General features: G+C 67.3%; 10 protein-coding genes and 1 tRNA gene. 1 reads left to right on the top strand and 10 read right to left on the bottom strand.

From position 1 onward, the window contains the following. Positions 1 to 14: 14 nt before the first annotated feature. From WME75_RS06575 to WME75_RS06585, 3 genes are all read right to left on the bottom strand, one after another. On the bottom strand, positions 15 to 1,139 hold the full coding sequence (locus WME75_RS06575) for an endonuclease/exonuclease/phosphatase family protein (protein WP_437487279.1): 1,125 nt from the start codon (positions 1,137 to 1,139) through the stop codon (positions 15 to 17). 92 nt (positions 1,140 to 1,231) lie between these two features. Next, positions 1,232 to 2,905, bottom strand: a complete 1,674-nt coding sequence (gene ettA / locus WME75_RS06580) for an energy-dependent translational throttle protein EttA (RefSeq protein WP_437487281.1) — start codon at positions 2,903 to 2,905, stop codon at positions 1,232 to 1,234. Positions 2,906 to 3,119: 214 nt separating this feature from the next. Next, complete coding sequence (locus WME75_RS06585; RefSeq protein ID WP_437487282.1) at positions 3,120 to 4,742, bottom strand: lipopolysaccharide biosynthesis protein; 1,623 nt, start codon at positions 4,740 to 4,742, stop codon at positions 3,120 to 3,122. Between the two features lie 190 nt (positions 4,743 to 4,932). Here WME75_RS06585 and WME75_RS06590 point away from each other — a divergent pair. Then, a tRNA-Asn gene (locus WME75_RS06590) sits at positions 4,933 to 5,008 on the top strand. Positions 5,009 to 5,205: 197 nt separating this feature from the next. Here the strand turns inward: WME75_RS06590 and WME75_RS06595 are convergent. From WME75_RS06595 to WME75_RS06625, 7 genes are all read right to left on the bottom strand, one after another. Next, positions 5,206 to 6,453 carry a Fic family protein gene (locus tag WME75_RS06595; RefSeq protein WP_437487284.1) on the bottom strand — a complete coding sequence of 416 codons (1,248 nt, stop codon included), beginning with the start codon at positions 6,451 to 6,453 and terminating at the stop codon, positions 5,206 to 5,208. 593 nt (positions 6,454 to 7,046) lie between these two features. Then, positions 7,047 to 9,821: a DEAD/DEAH box helicase gene (locus WME75_RS06600; RefSeq protein ID WP_437494763.1), complete on the bottom strand. Its 2,775-nt coding sequence runs from the start codon at positions 9,819 to 9,821 to the stop codon at positions 7,047 to 7,049. An 87-nt stretch (positions 9,822 to 9,908) separates the two neighbouring features. Then, a complete protein-coding gene (locus WME75_RS06605) occupies positions 9,909 to 10,874 on the bottom strand; it encodes an HNH endonuclease (protein ID WP_437487286.1) in 966 nt (321 codons plus the stop codon). Positions 10,875 to 10,966: 92 nt separating this feature from the next. Continuing rightward, positions 10,967 to 11,488: a hypothetical protein gene (locus tag WME75_RS06610; protein ID WP_437487288.1), complete on the bottom strand. Its 522-nt coding sequence runs from the start codon at positions 11,486 to 11,488 to the stop codon at positions 10,967 to 10,969. Next, the gene (locus tag WME75_RS06615) at positions 11,485 to 14,718 is read right to left on the bottom strand and encodes a DUF1156 domain-containing protein (protein WP_437487290.1); all 3,234 of its coding nucleotides are present in this window, start codon (positions 14,716 to 14,718) and stop codon (positions 11,485 to 11,487) included. The genes WME75_RS06610 and WME75_RS06615 overlap by 4 nt, the downstream gene beginning before the upstream one ends. A gap of 2 nt (positions 14,719 to 14,720) precedes the next feature. Then, entirely contained in the window at positions 14,721 to 15,737 is a 1,017-nt protein-coding gene (locus WME75_RS06620) for a hypothetical protein (RefSeq protein WP_437487292.1), read from the bottom strand. After that, positions 15,737 to 18,475 carry a DUF499 domain-containing protein gene (locus tag WME75_RS06625; protein WP_437487295.1) on the bottom strand — a complete coding sequence of 913 codons (2,739 nt, stop codon included), beginning with the start codon at positions 18,473 to 18,475 and terminating at the stop codon, positions 15,737 to 15,739. Before WME75_RS06625 ends, WME75_RS06620 begins: the two co-directional genes overlap by 1 nt. Between the last annotated feature and the right edge of the window lie 5 nt (positions 18,476 to 18,480).

Here is an 18,480-nt window from a genome sequence, read left to right on the forward strand (position 1 = left end):
GCGCGGTCGAACGCTTACGTGGGCGGGGTGATCCTGTACGCGGAAAAGATTGGCGCGTGGTCGCTCGCGTCCTCGATCGACGGCCCGTGCGGGACCTGGACCGAGCCCGGATCGAGCATCCGCCGGAGCAACGGATTGACCATGTGGTGGTCGATGAGCTCTAGCTGTCCGTTGAAGTCGTACGTCCACCGATCCGCGGATGGCGCCGCGGTTGCGACGTCCTCGAACCGGGTCGCGCCGGCGCCGGCGACGGCCTCGACCGGGGGTGAGCCGGGCAGGTCGTTGAAGTCGCCGAGCACGGCGATCGCCGCGGTGGGGTGCGCTGCGGCGAGCGCGTCGGCGATGGCGCGGGCGCGCTGCGCCTCGGCGAGGCGCCTGTCGGGGTTGTCGGGCGCGGCCTTGGCCTTGAAGTGGACGCCCAGCAGGATGACCTTGCGGCCGCCCCGGGGGGTGAGGTGGAGCTCGAGGCAGTCGCGCGTGAACGTGTAGACGGGCCCCTGCGTCCCGCGCAGCGTGAAGCGGTCGTCCCGGTGCGACACGACCTTGTCGAAGGGGATCTTCGAGAGCGCGCCGACGTCGATGCCGCGCGGGTCGTACGCCTCGACGAGCGCGGCGTGGGGGTACGCGCCGCCGAGCTCGATGCGGCTCAGGTCCTCGAGGACCTCGAGGTGCTCGACCTCCTGGAGGACCGCGACGTCGGGGTCGAGGTCCGCGAGCACCGCCGCGATCGCCTCGCGCTTCTCGCGGTAGCGCGCGGCGGTGAGCACGGTCTCCTCGGAGCCCTCGGTGTCGTCCTGATCGTTGAAGAAGTCCTTTGTGTTCCAGGTGACGACCGCGAGCGGCGCGCCCTCCGGCGTCGGGCCCCCCGGCCCGGCGCCGCCGTCGGAGCCGCCGGCGCCCTGGTCGCCGGCACCGGAGCCGCCTTCGCCCTGGCCGCCGGAGCCGCCCTCGCCCTGGCCACCGGAGCCGCCCTCGCCCGTTGCCCCGCCGCCCCCGTCTCCGTTCGACGGGGCCACGGCGAACGGCGAGCGGGTCTCGGCGGCGTCCCGGCAGCCGGCGGCGGCCGTCGTCGCGAGGGTGGCCGCCGCGGCGGCCGCGCTGAGCCATGCGCTACCTGCGCCCAGGGTGCTCCGGAGCATGGAGGAGGAGCTACTGCGGGCGCCCGCGTCGCACCAGATCGGAAACGTGCTCCGGGGCTGGAGCGCCGCGGGGCGCGGTGCGCTGCGCCACCTCAGCCCGCGGTGAGCTTGCGGTAGCGGATTTTGCGGGGCTCGGCGGCGTCGGCGCCGAGGCGGCGCTTCAGGTCGGCCTCGTAGTCGGCGTAGTTGCCCTCGAACCAGACGACCTTGCTGTCGCCCTCGAAGGCGAGGATGTGGGTCGCGATCCGGTCGAGGAACCAGCGATCGTGGCTGATGACCACGGCGCAGCCGGCGAAGCTGAGCAGCGCGTCCTCGAGCGACCGGAGCGTATCGACGTCGAGGTCGTTTGTGGGCTCGTCGAGCAGGAGGACGTTGCCGCCGCGGCGGAGCAGCTTGGCGAGGTGGAGGCGGTTGCGCTCGCCGCCGGACAGGTCGCGGACCTTCTTCTGCTGGTCGCTGCCGGCGAAGTTGAAGCTGGAGACGTAGGCGCGCGAGTTGACCTCGCGCTTGCCGACGATCAGCCGGTCCTCGCCGCCGGAGATCTCCTGCCAGACGTTGTTGTTCGGGTTGAGGGCGTCGCGCGACTGGTCGACGTACGCGAGCTCGACGGTCTCGCCGATCCGGAGCGCGCCGCCGTCGGGCTGCTCCTGGCCCATGATCATGCGGAAGAGGGTGGTCTTGCCGGCGCCGTTCGGCCCGATGATGCCGACGATGCCGCCGCGCGGGAGCGAGAAGGTGAGGTCGTCGACGAGGATGCGGTCGCCGTAGCCCTTGCGGAGGTGGTCGGCCTCGACGACCACGTTCCCGAGGCGATTGCCGGCGGGGATGTGGATCTCGTTCTCCTCGACCTTCTTCGACCTGTCCTCGGCGAGCAGCGACTCGTAGGCGGCGAGGCGGGCCTTGCTCTTGGCCTGGCGGGCGCGCGGGGCCAGGCGCACCCACTCGAGCTCGCGCTCGAGGGTGCGCTTGCGCGAGCTCTCCTGCTTCTGCTCCAGGTCGAGGCGCTTCTTCTTCTGCTCGAGCCAGCCTGTGTAGTTGCCCTCGTACGGGATGCCGGCGCCGCGGTCGAGCTCGAGGATCCAGCCGGCGACGTTATCGAGGAAGTAGCGGTCGTGGGTGACGGCGACGACGGTGCCCGGGTAGTCGTGGAGGAAGCGCTCGAGCCAGGCGACGCTCTCGGCGTCGAGATGGTTTGTCGGCTCGTCGAGGAGCAGGATGTCGGGCTTCTCGAGGAGGAGCCTGCAGAGGGCGACGCGCCGGCGCTCGCCGCCGGAGAGCTTTGTGACGTCGGCGTCGGGCGGGGGGAGGCGGAGGGCGTCCATGGCGCGCTCGACGACGCGGTCGATCTCCCAGCCGCCCGCGGCCTCGATCTTGTCCTGGAGCGCGGCGTACTCCTCGAGGAGCGCCTCCATGTCGGGGGGCGACTCGCCGAGCAGGGTGCCGATCTCCTCGAAGCGCTGGACGAGGGAGCGGACGTCGTGCACGGCCATCTCGACGTGCTCGAGGACGGTCTTGCCTGCCTCGAGCTGCGGCTCCTGGGCGAGGTAGCCGATGCGGACGCCGTCGGCGGGCCTGGCCTCGCCGAGGTAGTCCTTGTCGACGCCCGCCATGATGCGGAGCAGGGTGCTCTTGCCGGCGCCGTTCGAGCCGAGGACGCCGATCTTCGCGCCCGGGTAGAAGGAGAGCCACAGGCCCTTCAGCACCTCCTTGTTCGGGGGGTGCACCTTCCGGACATCCTGCATCGTGAAGATGAATTGAGGAGCCACGTCTTCGCCTGCCTGGGGTGCCGGCGCGTCGCGGGGCGCCGCTCGGCCTTCGAGCGGGCGCGGCGCTGGCCGGGCTGGGGGAGAGGCCGTATGCGAGATCGCCGGCTGACGGTCAAGGGGGCCTCGAGGCGGGCGTCCGAGCCGGAGAAGGCCGGCGGGCGGGCGCTGCCGGGCGGCGAGCGCGGGCCTGGCGCGGCGCTGGAGCCGCCTGGGCCTAGGCCCGGCGCGCGCCGCGCCCGAACGCCTGCCGCAGGGCGGCGAGATCGTCCCGGCCGACCTCGCGGGTGGCGACGAGGAGGGCGATGTACACGAGGCCGACGAGGACGGCCTCGCCGAGCACGGCGACCTTGCCGAGCCACGGCAGCCGCGTGCCGACGGCGATCGCGACCGTGAGGGCGACGCCCACGCGGAGCACCGTCGTCGCGCGGACGAAGCCGCCGGCGACGCGGTGGAGCAGGACGCCGGCGACGACGGCGGAGGTGGCGAGCGCGAGCGAGGTGGCGGTCGCGGAGCTCACGAGCATGTCGGGGCCGAAGGCGGCGCGGGGGACGGCGACGGAGCAGCCGACGGCGACGAGGAGGACCGTGGCGGCGGTGAGCGCGGCCGCGATGCGCTCCCTGCGGAGGCTCGTGAGCGCGGCCGAGGCGACGCCGAGGATGGCGAAGGCGCCCATGCCGAGCGAGAGGACGCGGAGCGTGTCGCCGCCGCGGCTGTAGATCTCGACGGGGAAGGCGAAGCGCAGCACGTGCGGCGCGAGGCCCGAGATGGGGCCGCAGAGGAGGCCGGTGAGCAGGAACGAGAGGCGGACGCCGGTCATCGTGTAGCGGCGGACGGCGGCGCGATCGCCCTCGGCGCGGGCGCGGGCGAGCATCGGGAAGAGGATGAAGGAGACGGAGAGGAGCAGCTGGTACGGGAGGAACGCGAAGAGCTGCGCGCCGCGGTAGACGCCGATGAGGTCGTCGGCGGCCCTGGCGCCGAGGGCGAGGTGGTGGGTGGCCTGGCCGAGGAAGCGGCGCAGGAGGAAGAAGTCGGTCTGGAGCAGGAAGTTCAGGAAGGTCTGCGAGACGGCGAGCGGCAGGAGGAAGACGAGGTGCTCGCGGATCGAGGGGCCGGCGTTGCCGCGGCGTCCGAGGCCGGTCCGGGTGAGCGCGAGGGGGACGATGATGCCGGCGGCGGCGACGAAGCCGGCGATGGCGCCGAGGACGCCGCTCTGGCCGGCGCGGAGGAAGAGGAGGGCGCCGGCGGCGATGGTCGCGGTGCGGAGCGCGCCGTAGCCGACGTCGAAGGCGGCCTGGGTGAGGAACCGCCGCTGGCCGTTGAGCGCGCCGACGAGCGGGGCGTAGAGGCCGTAGAGGAGGACGACGCCGGCGGCGAGGCGCAGCGGGCCGGCGACGTGCGGGGCCTCGGAGAAGTCGGCGATGGCGCCGGCGAGGAGCGCGAACGAGGCGGAGACGGCGATGGCGAGGACGGCGTGCAGGGCGAGCGTGCGGCGGAAGGCCTCGGCGGCGTCGCGGTCGGCGACGCTGGAGACGGCGCGCGAGACGCCCTGGATGCCGGTCGCGACGATGACGTTGTTGACCACGCCGACCCCGGCGAGGACGATCGAGACCTCGCCGTAGCCGTCGGTGCCGAGCAGCCGGGGAAGGATGAGCTGCTGGACGAAGCCGAAGACGATGAAGGAGACCTTGGCGCCCGCGATCGCGAGGCCGCCGCGGCCGGCGGAGCGGGCGGCGGAGGGGGAGGGCGGAGAGGGGGCGGCCTGCGCGGGGTCCGGGGGAGCCTGCGAGGGGTCGGGGACTTCGGGCGGCGGCGGGGAGGGCACGGCGGCGCGCGGCACGGCGGGGTTGTCGCAGAAGCACGCCAGGCGGGCAATCTCGCGGGTGCGGGCGAGGGGAAGCGCGCGGGGGACGGGCGGGGCGGGGGGAGAGACCGGGCGACCTCACCTGCGCGTCACCAAAGCGACGCGGCGTGCGGATTCGCTTGACGGGAAGGTCCGGCTGACTATTCTCGCGCCGTCTCCGACGCATTCCAGCTTAGCTCAGTTGGTAGAGCAGGCGGCTGTTAACCGCCGGGTCGCTGGTTCGAGTCCAGCAGCTGGAGCCATTCACGAAGTCACACCCACTTCGGTGACCGGCCAATCAACGGCGGCCCCCAGGAGCGATCCTCGGGGCCGTTTCGTTTTCTCCGGGGAAGCTCGTGGTGTTGCGCGTCGGGCGAGGCCGCGAGCGGCGTGGACAGCGTTCGCGCAGGGAGCGCCGCGGGCATCGATCGGTGGGCCGGTCACGAGTCCGAGAGCTTCTTCAGCGTCTCCGCGTGGATCCCATCCTGGGCGTCGTCGATGCGCGCACTCGTTCGCGTCGCTGGGCGTGCTCCTCGAGCTCAGTGCCGACTCGCAGGTGGTCGAGATAGGCTTGGTACACGAAGGCGCGGTCGCGCTTCTTGCCCGTCGTTTCAACGAGCACGCCCGCGGCGACGAGCAGCTCGGTCGCGCGGCCAGCGGTGGGCTTCGTCGTCTCCACGAGCTTCATCACGGACGCGACGGTCACCACCGGGTGGCGGGGCAACAGCTCGAAGAGCCGCAGCGCCACGACCGACGTTCCGTCGTGCGCGAGCACACGCGCGCGGTCGGCGGCGACGAGCGCGAACAGCTCGCGGGCCGACGCGACCGCCTCGTCCGCGATCGTCGCAACACCGTCGAGGAAGAAGTCGAGCCAGCCCTCCCAGTCGCCATCGACGCGCACGGCGTTGAGCCGACGGTAGTAGTCGTCGCGGTGCCGCTTGAAAAAGAGGCTCAGATACAGGAGCGGCTTCGTCAGCAGCTTCCAGTGATCGAGCAGCAGGGTCAGGAGCAGGCGCCCGATACGGCCGTTGCCGTCGAGGTACGGGTGGATGGTCTCGAGCTGCACGTGAAGGAGTCCCACACGCACGAGCGGCGGCAGCATGTCGTCTGCGTGCAGGTACTTCTCGAAGGCGCCAAGGACTTCGCCGAGCGCGTGCGGCGGCGGCGGGACGTACGCGGCGTTGCCCGGACGGCTGCCGCCGATCCAGTTCTGGCTGCGCCGCACCTCGCCGGGCAGCTTCTCGGCGCCGCGAACGCCGCGCATGAGCCGCCGGTGCGTCTCGCTCAACAGGCGCATCGAGAGCGGCAGCCCTTTCGGATCGGCGAGCTGGGCGCGCGAGTACGTGAGCGCGTCGAGGTAATTGCAGACCTCCTCGACGTCGGCGTTCGGCGGGGCGCTCTGCTCACCGCCCTCCTGGGCTTCGAACGTGAGGAGGTCAACGAGCGTCGCCTGCGTGCCCTCGATCTGCGAGGACAGGACCGCCTCCTTCCGGACGAACGCGTAGATGAACCAGTCGAGCGACGGGATCATCTCCCCGGCCAGCTCGAGGCGGACGAGCGCCTGCTCGGCGGCGCGGAGGCGCTCGGTGAGCGCAGCGTCGACGACGATCGCCGGGTCCGCGGGCGGCAGCGCGTGCGGGACGAAGGCGGCGACCTCCTCGCCACCGACGGTGGTCCGCTCGTAGCGTCCGGTCGTTCGCTTCGGCATCGTCGGGTTCGCCAGGAACGCCCGCTTGTCCAGGTGCGACGGCCAGGAAAGCCCGCGTGCCTACAGCGAAGCGCTAGGCACGGATCCTTTACTAGCGAGAACCGTTAGTCAAGTTTGTGTTACTAGTCTAGCGACGCGCGGGCGCCCCCACATCTCGGGGCCGCCGCTCTCTTCCGTCCGCCGGGGAGAGAGAGGCCGAGAGCGTTCCGGAAGCTGCCAACAGGTTTGAGACAGTCGCGTTGAGAGGCGCTTTCCGGCTCTGGGATGTGAGCGGTTGAGGTCGCGCCGCGGCGGTGGGCGTGACGCCAGGTTCGGACGCGTCGCTGGTCGTGCCCGTGTGCGGCGGCGCCGCGTGGGCTCGGAGCGGGGTCGTGCAGCGCGGGCGGCTTCGCGGGCTGGGTCTGCCGGTAAAGCGTGGCACGGCTGACGCCGAGTGCCGTACACGCCTGCGCGATGGGGACGAGCGGCTCATCGAGCTCTTCGATGACGTCCATCAGCGCTCTCCGTCGGTCGTGAGGTTGATGCCCAGAACCACCCATAGGATTCTCGTCCGGACCTCTTGGCCGTCCTCGGAGCCGCGTCCTTCGTCGCCGTCATGCATTGCCCCCGCTTACTTCGATCCAGCCGATCAGCTTCGCAGCGTAGCTGCCGCCCTCGGGAACGATCTCGCGGTGCTGCAGCTCGCGCTCGAGCATCGGTTCGACCTTCTCGTGGAGGAGCGCCTTGCGGGCTGAGGACGTCGTGCCATTGACGTGGCCTGGTCGCGCGAAGACACCCGCGCCCAGGCGTTCGAGCCGAGCGTTGCGCTTGCCGTCGTCGCTCACGCCGAGCGGCAGCACGCAGGCGCGGTGCTCACCGGAGGGCCCGCGCGTCTCGACGAGCCACCAGGTCAGCACGCCGGGCCCCTCGGCGCCCGTGACCGCGACACCGATGCTCTCGGGCGAGGTCGCTTGCCAACGCTTGATGGCTTCCTGCACGAGCGGGTGATCGAGACCGAGGAGGTCGAGGTCAGCGCGCGCCCGCGCCGCCTCGCGGTCAAGTGTGAAGCAGCAAACCGCCTTCTGCTCAGCGTCTTTGACGACGTATGTGCCGTCGTCCTGCGCCTCGACGCGGCGGCCCTCGGCGGCCAGCGACGCGCGCAAGAACTCCAGCACGCGTTCGAGGCCAGGCTTCACGTCGGCGAATGGTTCGTAGTCGTCGAGCGAGAAGCCATCGAGATCCTGGAACAGCTCGAAGACCACCTTGCGCGCCTCCGAGGCGTTCGAGAGCGCGGCCTCGAGCTCCTCCTTCGTGCGACGCAACTCGGGATCACCGAGGGCTTCCCGGTAGAGCCGGTCGTAAGTGAGCCGCTCGGAGAGCTGCCCGAGTACTTGGCTGCGCAGGTCCTCGGCGACGTTGCCGTGCTCATCCACCTTGCCGAGCGTCTTGGCGATCTCCTGAAGCTTCTCGTCGAGCAGCAGGAAGATGCGCCCCTCGATCGTATCCGAGAGGACCAGGTTATAGACCTGCGCGGTGTGCTTCTGGCCGTAGCGATGGATGCGCCCGATGCGCTGCTCCATGTCCATCGGGTTCCACGGCAGGTCGAAGTTGAACAGAATGCGCGCGAACTGAAGGTTGATGCCTTCGCGTCCCGCCGCGGTGCAGACCAAGACGCGCGGGCCATCGGCCTTCTTGAACTTCCGCTCGGCAGCGAGCTTCGCGCCGTGGTCGCCACCACGCAGGACGACGACGCCCTGGCCCGGGTACGCCTTCTCGATCTCGCGACCGAGGAGGTCGACCGTGCCGAGGTACGTCGCGAAGATGACGACCTTCTCGCTTGGGTCCTGCTCCCACAGTGCCCCGAGCCCGCGCAAGAGCTTCTCGATCTTCGTCTCGCGGCGCTCGGGAAAGACGCGGAGCAGCTCGCGGATGCGCAGGCGCTCCTCGGGAAGCGCGAGGCTCACCGCCATCACTGCCATATCTTCGCTGCCGGTCGATGCAAGCTCGCCGGCGCTCGCGTCCGATGCGAGCTCCAGCTCCTCCTCGTTGAGCTTCTTGAGCAGCTTCACCCGAAGCTCGGCGAGGATCGCGTCGACTTGGCCGCGTCCCACGGAGTCGCGCGCAACCTCGAACTCGTCGTGGATCAGCTCTCGGGCTTCCGCGAGGAGTTGCTCGCGCGCGTCGATGTCCAGCTCCTGGTCCTTGAGAATCGCCTCGTGGAGCGTGAGCATGAGGATGCGCCGACGGAGTGTGCGCCGGACGGCCGCGAAGCTCGACGCGGCGATCTTCTGGAAGATCGTCATCACGAAGCCGAGCGCTCGGCCCTGGTTGCCCTGCCGCTGCGCCAGCGCGAAGCCGTCCTCGAGGTACTCCTTGAGCGCCGCGTAGAACGTGCGCTCCTCATCGACCATCGTGAACGACTCGGTGTGGACCCAGCGCCGGGCGAACAGCGGCGAACCGTCGGGACGACAGGCGTCTGCCTTGGTTCGGCGGAACACCACCGAGTTGAGGCGATGCCGGTTGTCGACCATGTCCTCCGGGCTCTTGAAGAGAGTCGGGTTCAGGAGCTGGACGAGCATCCAGAACCGGAAATGGTCACCTTGATGCGGCGTTGCCGAGAGCAGCACGAGGTCGCGCGCATGCCCCTTCAGCGCCTCCGCGAGCTTGTAGTTCTCGGTCTTCGTGACCTTCTTGCCGTTGCGGAAGGCGGTCAGGTGATGCGCCTCGTCGAACACGACGAGGTCCCAGGGCGGCGCTTCGAGCAGCCGCTTGATGCGGGCGGGCCGCTTGAGCGTGTCGATGCTGGCGATCAGCCTGTCGTGCTTGGCGAAGGCGTTGGATTTGCGATCGGTGACGTCGCCCTCGCTGCCGAACACCTCGAAGTCGAGGCGGAAGACTTCGTTCATCTCGCGGTGCCAGTTGTTCACGAGGCCCGCTGGGACGACCATCAGCGCGCGTTTCAGCTCGCCCCGGCTGGCCAGCTCACGAAGCAGGAGCGCCGCTTCGATCGTTTTGCCGAGCCCGACCTCGTCGGCCACGAGGTAGCGGCGCGGAGACGCTGTCGCGATGCGATGGGTGAGCACGACCTGATGCGGGAGGAGATCGATCGGCGCCGCGGTCAGCGCGGCCGCGCTTTCCATGAGGGGCAGCACATGTGCCTCGTACTCGAGCCATGCTTCGCGCCGGCGGTCGTCGCCACCCGCGATGGAGCTGATGACGCGGTCGGTGCGCGAGAGGAACGGCTGGAGCGCTGTGACCGCAACGAGCCGCTCACCGTCCGCGAAGAAGGCACGCACGTAGCCGTTGCGCTCGGAGTCGACGACAACGCCCTCGCCATGTTCGGCGTGCCTGACGCGCTGTCCGGGGTTGAACGCAACGGCTTGGCTCATTCGATCCTCACGAAATTCTCGGGTGGTGCAGACCGACGTACGTGTCAATGTCGAAGTTCGGCGCCTTTCCTCGGGCAAACGTCCGATTCATAGCGCTGCGGAGGCCATCCGTACCTCGAGCGCCCTCTTCATGCGTGCGGTCAGTTCACTGTCCCTTTCAAAGAACGCTGGCCTGCGAATCTGACAACCGGAGTAGCGAATAAGCAGCTCGTCAAGTCCATTAGATCGCTTGCATTCCATGAAGAACTCGATGGCGTGGCTGTCAATTACAATTTCAAGTGTCGGCCGGACGACATATACTTTCGCGTCAAAGAGCTTGTGGTGATTTGGGCAGAGCGACACTCCGTTCCAGACCTCGTCTACTCCTTTAGGTTCGCAAGCTGGGATGATATGCGCTCCTTCCGCGATGTTAAGCTGCGTAGAGCAAACTGCGCATGCGAAATCATATTGTTTGCGCACCAATAGTGCGAATCGCTGATCGCGTTCCAGGCGCTCCAGCGCTATCCGTCGTCGAATCGTCTTAGCGGGCTTCGCTGGAGTCGTGGTCGTCGGTGCGGTGCCGATGTTGGGAGTGTTGACAAGAAAGAAGGCTTCTCGGTCGTTTCCATTAAGACGTTGCGCGTCTGCCAGGTAAGATTGCTTCATGAAGTGAAGCAAATTGCCAGATGTACATGCGACACGAACCTCTTTATACCCATTTGCTTGACGTATCGACCGTGGCGCCGCTACAGCCCATCCTGTTCTTCGCGCCTCGCTAAGTAGTCCCTCCGGCACCTGCACCGCTTTGCTGAAGGAGAAGTCGGCGTGCATTGCTGCTTCCCACGCAACAAAAACACCAAAATCTGGAGAGTATCCGAGAAGGAATGTGGGGGGCGAGTCGCACTCTAGAGTTCCGCGATCTCCGCGCGCTTGCCCGGGCAGAATAAGCTGAATCTTGAACTCGTCAGGAGGGCGATCCGAGGATGCAACGTGGGTGACGGTCCACAGGTAGAAACGCGCCCGGCCGAAGTCGGGGATCGTGACAATCGCAGGCCGCGTCTCCTCACCGGTCAAGAAATCTGTCCCCTGCGGCAACGCGGCCGCGAGTTTCGCTTTCAGTACATGCTGTGGCAGTCCAGGCACATCATCCTCCGTGATCGATAGAGTCAGGAAATTCTCGGGTGATGTAGTCCTACGTACGCCGCACCATCGAAGTCCGGGTCCTTTTCCTCGGAGAACAAAATGCGGGCGACGTCCGCCTCTGCGCCGCCCCACAGGCACCGACCCAGCGGAAGGCGCGCGCCGTCGCGGCCAGCGCTGATCTTCCAGAAGTACTCCTCGTCGGCGAGGTCCATCCCGACGCGCGCGCGGCCCGACGCGAGCCAGAGGATGAGTGCGGCTTGTCCCTCGTAGTGCTCCTGGAAGCTGAGCACCGCCGGCTTTAGGTCGCTCTCGAGCCACGACTCGGCGTCCTGCTCCGAGAGCGAGTCGAGGCAGCCGTCGAGACCGGCGACGACAAGTGCATCGCTTTCAGAGCTCGGCAGGTCATCGGGCCACGCCTTCCGCAATGCGAAGAAGTCGCGGATCGACACCACGGCAGTCGGCGCGATGACGTCGGTCAGGACGCGCGGCTCCCACAGAAGCGAGAAGCCGCGACGCATCCATCGTTGTGACCTCTCGACCCTCATGCGGCCCCCTGGTCTTCGAAGAAGAGCGTCATCTGCTGATGCTGCTTCTCGTGCTTCGAGCGCCATGAGCGCAGGATGGTCTGCGCTCGCGAGGCGGCGTTACGGATCTCCGACGTCGCGCCACGCGTAGCGAACCATTCCAGCAGCGAGCCGAGGGCCGGGTGCGGCTTGAACCGCTCGTTGGACAGCGTGTCGTTGGCGTTGATTCCGCTGTTCTCGAAGCACGCGCCGATGAGGAACGCGGCCTGGTCGTAGTCGCTCGTCATCCCACTCCGGTGCTTGCCAGCCCATGCGCGCGCGATGTCGAGCGGTGGGGTCATGTGGTAGACCTTCTTCTCCTCCTTGCACCAGCCGCGCGCTTCGAAGTCCGACGGCGCGATGCCTGTGCCGCGCAGGAATTTCTGGATGTGGTCGCGCGGGATCTCCTTCACACTATCGAAGAGACGAAGAAACTGACGGGTGAACGGCTCGGCGGCCACGGGCGGCGGATCCTTGATGCCGCCCGTCTCCTCGTCGAGGAGCTGGTTGATGCCTACGAGCGCTTCGAGTACGCTTATAGAGCGGCCGTCGTCGACCAGCACCTTGCCGTAGTGGCGGGAGTAGTATTCGAGCGCCTTGCCACGGCGGATGACCTGCTGGTCGGCCTCGGGCAAACCGGCCTTCTGATGGTGTTCGAGCATGCTTTTCAGCGCGCGCACGTCCTGGAGCACCTGCCGGCGCATCTTCGCCCAGCTCACAGCCGTGGGCTCCTCAGTGCGTTTCCGGCAGACGTGAATGATGTCGTACTCGATCTGCTTCGAGCCGAATTCGCCTTCGCCCTTCGACTCGTCGCTGCGAATTGGGTACGTCGCCTCAAGATAGAAGCCCGCGTCGAAGAGGCTTTCGAGCACCGCAACCCACGGCGCGTCTTCGCTGTGGTGGAACGTGAATGCCAGGATGCCCGATGGACGAAGGAGCCGCGAAGCTTCACGCCAACTCTCGGTCAAGACGCGCTTGTAGTGCGCGTCGGCGTCGTCCGGGTGCTGGGCCGGATTCGAGATGGCCTCGAGCGTCTTTGGGGTGTACTCGGACGAGAAAAACTCGGGGTACTTGTCGCGGAGGACCTTGCGCAACCAGACGTAGAAGAAGTCCGCGAGTTCGGCATAAAAGAGCAAGCCGCCGAACGGAGGATCGGTGATGACCAGATCGAAGGCTCCGGTCTTCCACTCATCGATGCCGCTTGCGGAGCCGCACTTGAGCGTCGATGGCACAGACGGAGGATCACCGAGGTAGCCCTTCTCACTTTTTCCGGTGAGGTCTGGAGCGATGACCGGCGAATGCTGGGCGAGCCATTCGTTACTCACGACGTCCCAGGGGTGCTCTCGCCAATCGAGAGTCTCGGTCAGCGACTCCGTACATGATAACCAGTTGCCGCGCCCCATCGCGCCGAAGACGCTGTTCTCAACCACTACGTGCTTCGGGTGGTAGTTGTTGTTGCTCATATGGGGCTCGAGCTTGTCGGCTTGGATATTCCAGAAGCTAAACATGTTCTGGTTCCGCAGGTACTGCTGGAACGCCCCGAGCACGAGTTCCCGAGTTTCCCATCGGTGCTTCGCGCCGCCAACGCTCGAGATCGTCTTGAACAGTAGCGCGTGCACAAGCAACTGCCGCGCGTTGAACATGTCCGTCCAGCGGAGGTAGCCGTGCTGAGGAAGCGGTTGTCGTTGGTGGGTCATATGGCCGAACGGGATCTCGCTCTCGGGCCAGAACCCCTTCAGGTCGGCTTCGCGCCGGACTTCCCACTCGCGACACGCAGCCTCGAATGGAGCTGAATCGAGGGACGCCGTGAAGAATCGACCGCCATAGGCAGCGCCAGTCTTCCTGAGTCCAGGGCTGAAGCACTGCATCACGAGTGGCGCCACCGGCGCCGATTTTCCCGAAGCGTTGGTCGCCACCACAATCCGCTGCACGGCACCGCAGGCGCCGCAGGCGAAGTGGCCGTCCTTCGGAACCGTGCCGCCCTTGGCGCTAGGCTGCACGACGATGCCGTCTACGGTGATGCTTTCCGGCAACGAGCCTCGAAGCTCGACGACAACGGCATCCCTCGAGCGTTCCTCGAGCCACCGGCACGTGTCGGTCGCGTTGTCGGTGACACTGCCCCCCAGCGTGCCGTCGGAGCTCGTGCCGGTAATTCCTGCCAGCCAGCGCGGATGTGCCATCAGCGCAAGTTGGACCTTCTTCTTCGTCGGCTTCCCGAGGTTCGGAAACGAATCCTTTTCTCCACAAGACGGGCACTTGATGCTGCTGCTCTTCGTGTCGAGCGCGCAGAACGCTTTCTCATCGGCTGACACGATGAGCTTCGCGTCAGGCGCCATGCGTGCTTCGGAATCCTCGATGTCGAATGACGTCTTGCACGCCTTGCAGGTGTGCGCCCACGCCTTCACCGAGAGTTCCTTCAGCGCGATGACGGGCGACGTCATGACGGGCGTGCGGTGCCCGCAGCCGGTCATCGCGCACGGGATGTGCTTGCCCCAGAAGACGTAAACGGTTTCGGGCCCGTCGTACTTGTAGCCCTTGCGCTCCTCTGGCTTGAGAGCCAGCGGATCGAAGTCGTCGCCCATGACCTTTCCGTCCGACAGGCGCGTCCACGTTCCGCGCTCGCCGTGCGGACCGTTGTACGCGTAGAACGGCATGATCTGCGGCTTCACCTCGGCCTCGATGTCGGCGAGTAGCGCCTCGACCTCGGCCTTCTTCACGTCGGCCAGCTCGGTCTTCACGACGAACCACGCGACCGGGTTCAGGTCGTTGCCGAACATCTGCATGCCGAGGCGGCTGCCCTCGACGATGGTAGTGCCGCCCCCCATAAAGATGTCGGCGACCTTGAGGTTCGCGAACGAACGCTTCTTCTGGTGGTTCGCGTAGTAGACGTCCCACACGGCCTTCGCTGCCTGCGACGTGTCCCCGGGCGCCTTCATTGATGCCGAGAGCAAGAGCGAGCGGAACACGCTCGAGCGACGCCGCGCCCACCACTTCGACATCTGGTAGATGGGTTTGCTCGCGTTGCCCTCAATCGCCGCGACCTGGTTCACCGGGAGGATCGGGAAGTCGACCTCGAGGCAAGTCTTCGGCCGGTTAGGATCGTTGAAGTCGACCGTTTCAACTTGCACTGCGCGGCCTGCGCCGACGGCGTCGGCAACCGCCTTCGCCACGCGCTGGGGCTTCGTCGTTCCACTGCTATTTGCTCTGGCCATGTCTATGCTCCACCCGTGCGCGAAAGCTCGATGAACGGCACCGTGACTTCGAGCAACGAGAGGCCACCGTGCGTGAGAGTTGGATAGCCGCCCTGGCTTTTCCACTTGCGTCGGCCGAGCGCGAACGTCGCGTCGGCGTGGGCGGTCTTCAGATGCAGATCGAGCGGCGGTACCCAGTTGCCCGGATCGGGCTGCTCGAGCTCGGCGAGCGCGCTCCACCGTCCGCTCTTGAGCCGGGCTTTCAGGTACTGCGCCTGCGTAGGATCGGCGGTGTCGGGGAAGTGCCCGCTTGCCGCATAGCCGTGGTCGGCCGTGATGACGAGGCGTCGCCCCGTCGTGAGCGTGTGGACGAGGCCCCAGAAGGCGTCGCTGGTGAGCTTCTCGGCGGCCTCCTTGGCGAGCGCAGCGAGGCCGTGCCCGGGCGCGCCGAGCTCGTGCAGTCGCTCGTCGGGCCAGTGGTGCCAGAGCAGCCAGTCCTGTGAGGCGTTGATCTGCGCGGCGCAGTCCTCCCAAGGCAGATCGGTCGAGTCCGTCGTCGCGCCCGCGAGGCGCCCCTTGCCCGCACCGCCGTTGTTCTGCAGCGAGCCTCGGCTCGCGAAGCCGAGGGCCTCGGCGAACGGCGTCGTGTCTGCCGGCAGCTCGGCGCCCGTGGGGCGAGCCTGGTGAACCGTGTAGCCGTGCTCCCCTGCCCCCTTCAGGAGCCACGGCACCTCGCGGAGCGAGAGGGCGTCGAGGACGAGCGCCGCGCGCCCAGCGCCACGCTCGGCCCACCACGAGGCCAGGACGTCGGCAGTGCGTGGGACGACGGCCTCGTAGGATCTCCAAAGGTCCCATCCCGCCGTCGCGAGGAACAGGTCCGCCGCTCCCAGCTCGGCATCGCGCTTGGTCACCTCCGACGACGCCTTCTCCGGTGCGAGCGGCGCAGAACACGTGTTCCACGCGTGCTTGAAGAGACTCGCCCAAGCGTTGTCAGGAGAGGCGGCCTGAAGCTGCCGCAGCAAGGTGAGCGGCAACGGCATCACTTTTCCTCCTTGTTCAGCGTCAGCTCGTAGGTGATGCCGTCGGGAAGCTTCTTGAGAATATCGTTGAGCTGCGCGCCCGTAAGGCTCGCGACCTTGAGCTGGACGTCCTGGAGCTGCGTGCCGGTGGTGATACCCCAGCTCTCCACCTTGCCGAGCAGGTTGAGTGCAGAGGTGGCGCCCGCCGTGCTCAACTGGCGAACGATCGTGCTCGGGCCGCCACCGAAGATGCTGCCGCCAGGCGGCGTCGAGATCGGGCCCTGATCCGCGCCAGCCGTCGCGCCGGCATCACCGCCCGTGACCGGCAACTGCGGCGGCCCGAGAGGACGCTGGCCACCCGCGCCGCCTTTCGACGTCGGGACGAGGGGCGGCGGTGGCGGCACCACACCTTCCGCGTGCGGGACCGCCTGCGGGAGAAGGACGTAGGTCTCGTCGAGGTGCTTGCCGGTTCCGAGCTTGCCGCGCATCCGCTTCCACGCGGTCTCCTCGTTCTCGCCGGCGCGCACCTGCAAGTACTCCATGCCGCGCAGGTTGATGGCGACCTCACCACGGGCGCAGATCCTGACGAGCTTCTCCTTCATCAGCATCTCGCCAAGCCACGGGATGCAGTCCTCGCCACCAGGGCGCGGCTCCTGCAGCTCGCGAAGGAGCTTGCCGACCGACTCGTTCTGCTGGGCGGCCGCGAGGACGAGCGCGTCGAAGTCCTCCGAGACGAAGAGGTTCTTGGAGACGAGCCCGTCGACAGTCTCCGGGATCTGCGCGCCCTCGGCCTTGTGGCTCTCGACGTGGAACGTACACTGCGAGGGGGTCTGGAAATTCCACGTGGCGAGGATCGCGAAGCGGTCGAATCGGCGCTTCAGGATATCGCGCAGCTCACGCTCGTACTTCGTGTGCAGCTTCTTGAATTCGGGGTTCTGCGTCTTCCACTTCTGGGCGAGCAGGACCGCACGCGCGAGCACGAGGAGATCGCGGTCGTAGAAAAGGTTCTCACTGCCGTCGCGCGGCAGGAGGAAGCGAACGGCGTTGCGGCGCGTCTGAAGCCGCTCCTTGAGCCAAGTGCCGAGCCGCGCCTCTACTTTGTCAGGCGGCTCCGGCACGACGAGCAGCGGGATACGCTCATTCCATTGCGCGGGGAGGTCGCTTTCCTCGACGCCCGCCCACGGGTTGGAGGTCCAGCTCGGGCCGAGCACGACGACTCGGAACTTTTCGGCGACGCTCTCGGCGCCGCCAATAACGTAGCGGACCTCGCGCGCGAGCTGGAGCTTGTCGGAGCCGTCGCCGAACAGCTTGTCATTGCGGGCGTTGGCGATGAGCTTCGCCTGCGGATTCTCCTCCTCACGGAAGACGAGCCGCGAACCCTCCTGGTGGATGTTGAAGCTGTTCTCGACGATGGTGGACAACTCGGCTTGGAAAAAATTGTCGTCGATCGATTTCGCTCGCGTGATGTCGACGTGTAGCTCAGCAGGCTCGGCACCGGCGTTCTTGAGCGCGAGCGAGCGGAGCCAGAGTGCACCCACGATATCGGCGAGGTGCGGGACGTTCTGCGCCGGGTCCTTCACCGCGTCGAGCACGGCACTGAGGTTGCGCTGCGCCCTCTCTCGGAGATTGGCATGGTGCTGGTTGGAGACCGAGTCGAGCAGCGCGGCGATGCCGCTCTTGTCGTCGTCGAGTCGGAAATCGGCGGCGGTGATGATGGGCGAATTGGCGTTCCGTGACTTGAACGCGTCGGCGAGGATTCGGATCAAGTCGCGGGTTTCCTGCGCCTGCGTCGCAACCAGCACTTGGTCTTCGAGCAGCGTCATTAGATGCGGCGCGAACGGCCACGCCTCGACGAACTCGGTGCGGACACGCTGGTGTTCCGCGGGCGCAACCTCGGCGAGGCGGAGGTGTTCCGAAACGTGTGCCGCGATGGCGGTTTCGATCTGCTGCGCGGGCACCTGCATCCGATTGTCGAAGAGGCGGTGCAGAAGGAGACGAAGCCGATCGCGACGCGCGTTCGGCCCCTTGAAGTCGATCTGACGCGGGTTGACGCGGTGGATCTGCTGGTACGCCTCGGTCTCTCCGTTACGGACCGAGACAACGAGCACGAGCAACTCGGGGTGCTCCTTGGCGATCTCGGAGAGGAGCTGGATGAAGTTGAACGCCCAGGTCCGCCAGGGGAAGTGCTTGGTGTTTGTGAGGCCGTCGTACCAGGTCTGGAATTCGTCGAGGATGAGCGCCGTCGGAGTGTGCTTGAAGAGCTCGATGAGGAGCTTGTCACCAGGGATGTCGGTCTTCTTGTCGCCCTGCGCCTCCCACTTCCCCTTGATGTAGCTGCCGTGCGGGTGACGCTCGAAAACGAGGTCCCACAGGAACTTGTAGTTCTGGCGGTGGAGGCTCTCGCTGATGACGCGTGTCTTCGGTCGCAGTCTGATCTCGCCGAGCTTCGGCTGGCCCAGGCGGATGGCCCACGCCTTGAGCCACTCCGAGGTGACCTCGGGGCTCGTGAACCCGTGGTACACGGCGGCTAGCAAATGCGACTTCCCTTGTCCGCGCTCGCCGATGAGCACGACGGGCTGGCCGCGTTCAGGCCCGATTGCCTCCATCGCTGAGATCACGTCGGCCGTCGGGTACGTGATGCCGAGAAACTTGGCAGCGCCGATCTGCGTCGCGCCCGTGTTGTTCTCGTTCGCGAGCTCGATAGCCGTGCCCTTGAGGCGGCGGCCCTGAAACTCCTCGCGCAGTGTCAATCCCAGCATCGTTC

The sequence above is a fragment of the Sorangium sp. So ce1014 genome (assembly GCF_051521505.1).
In the GTDB taxonomy this organism is placed as follows: Bacteria; Myxococcota_A; Polyangia; order Polyangiales; family Polyangiaceae; genus Sorangium.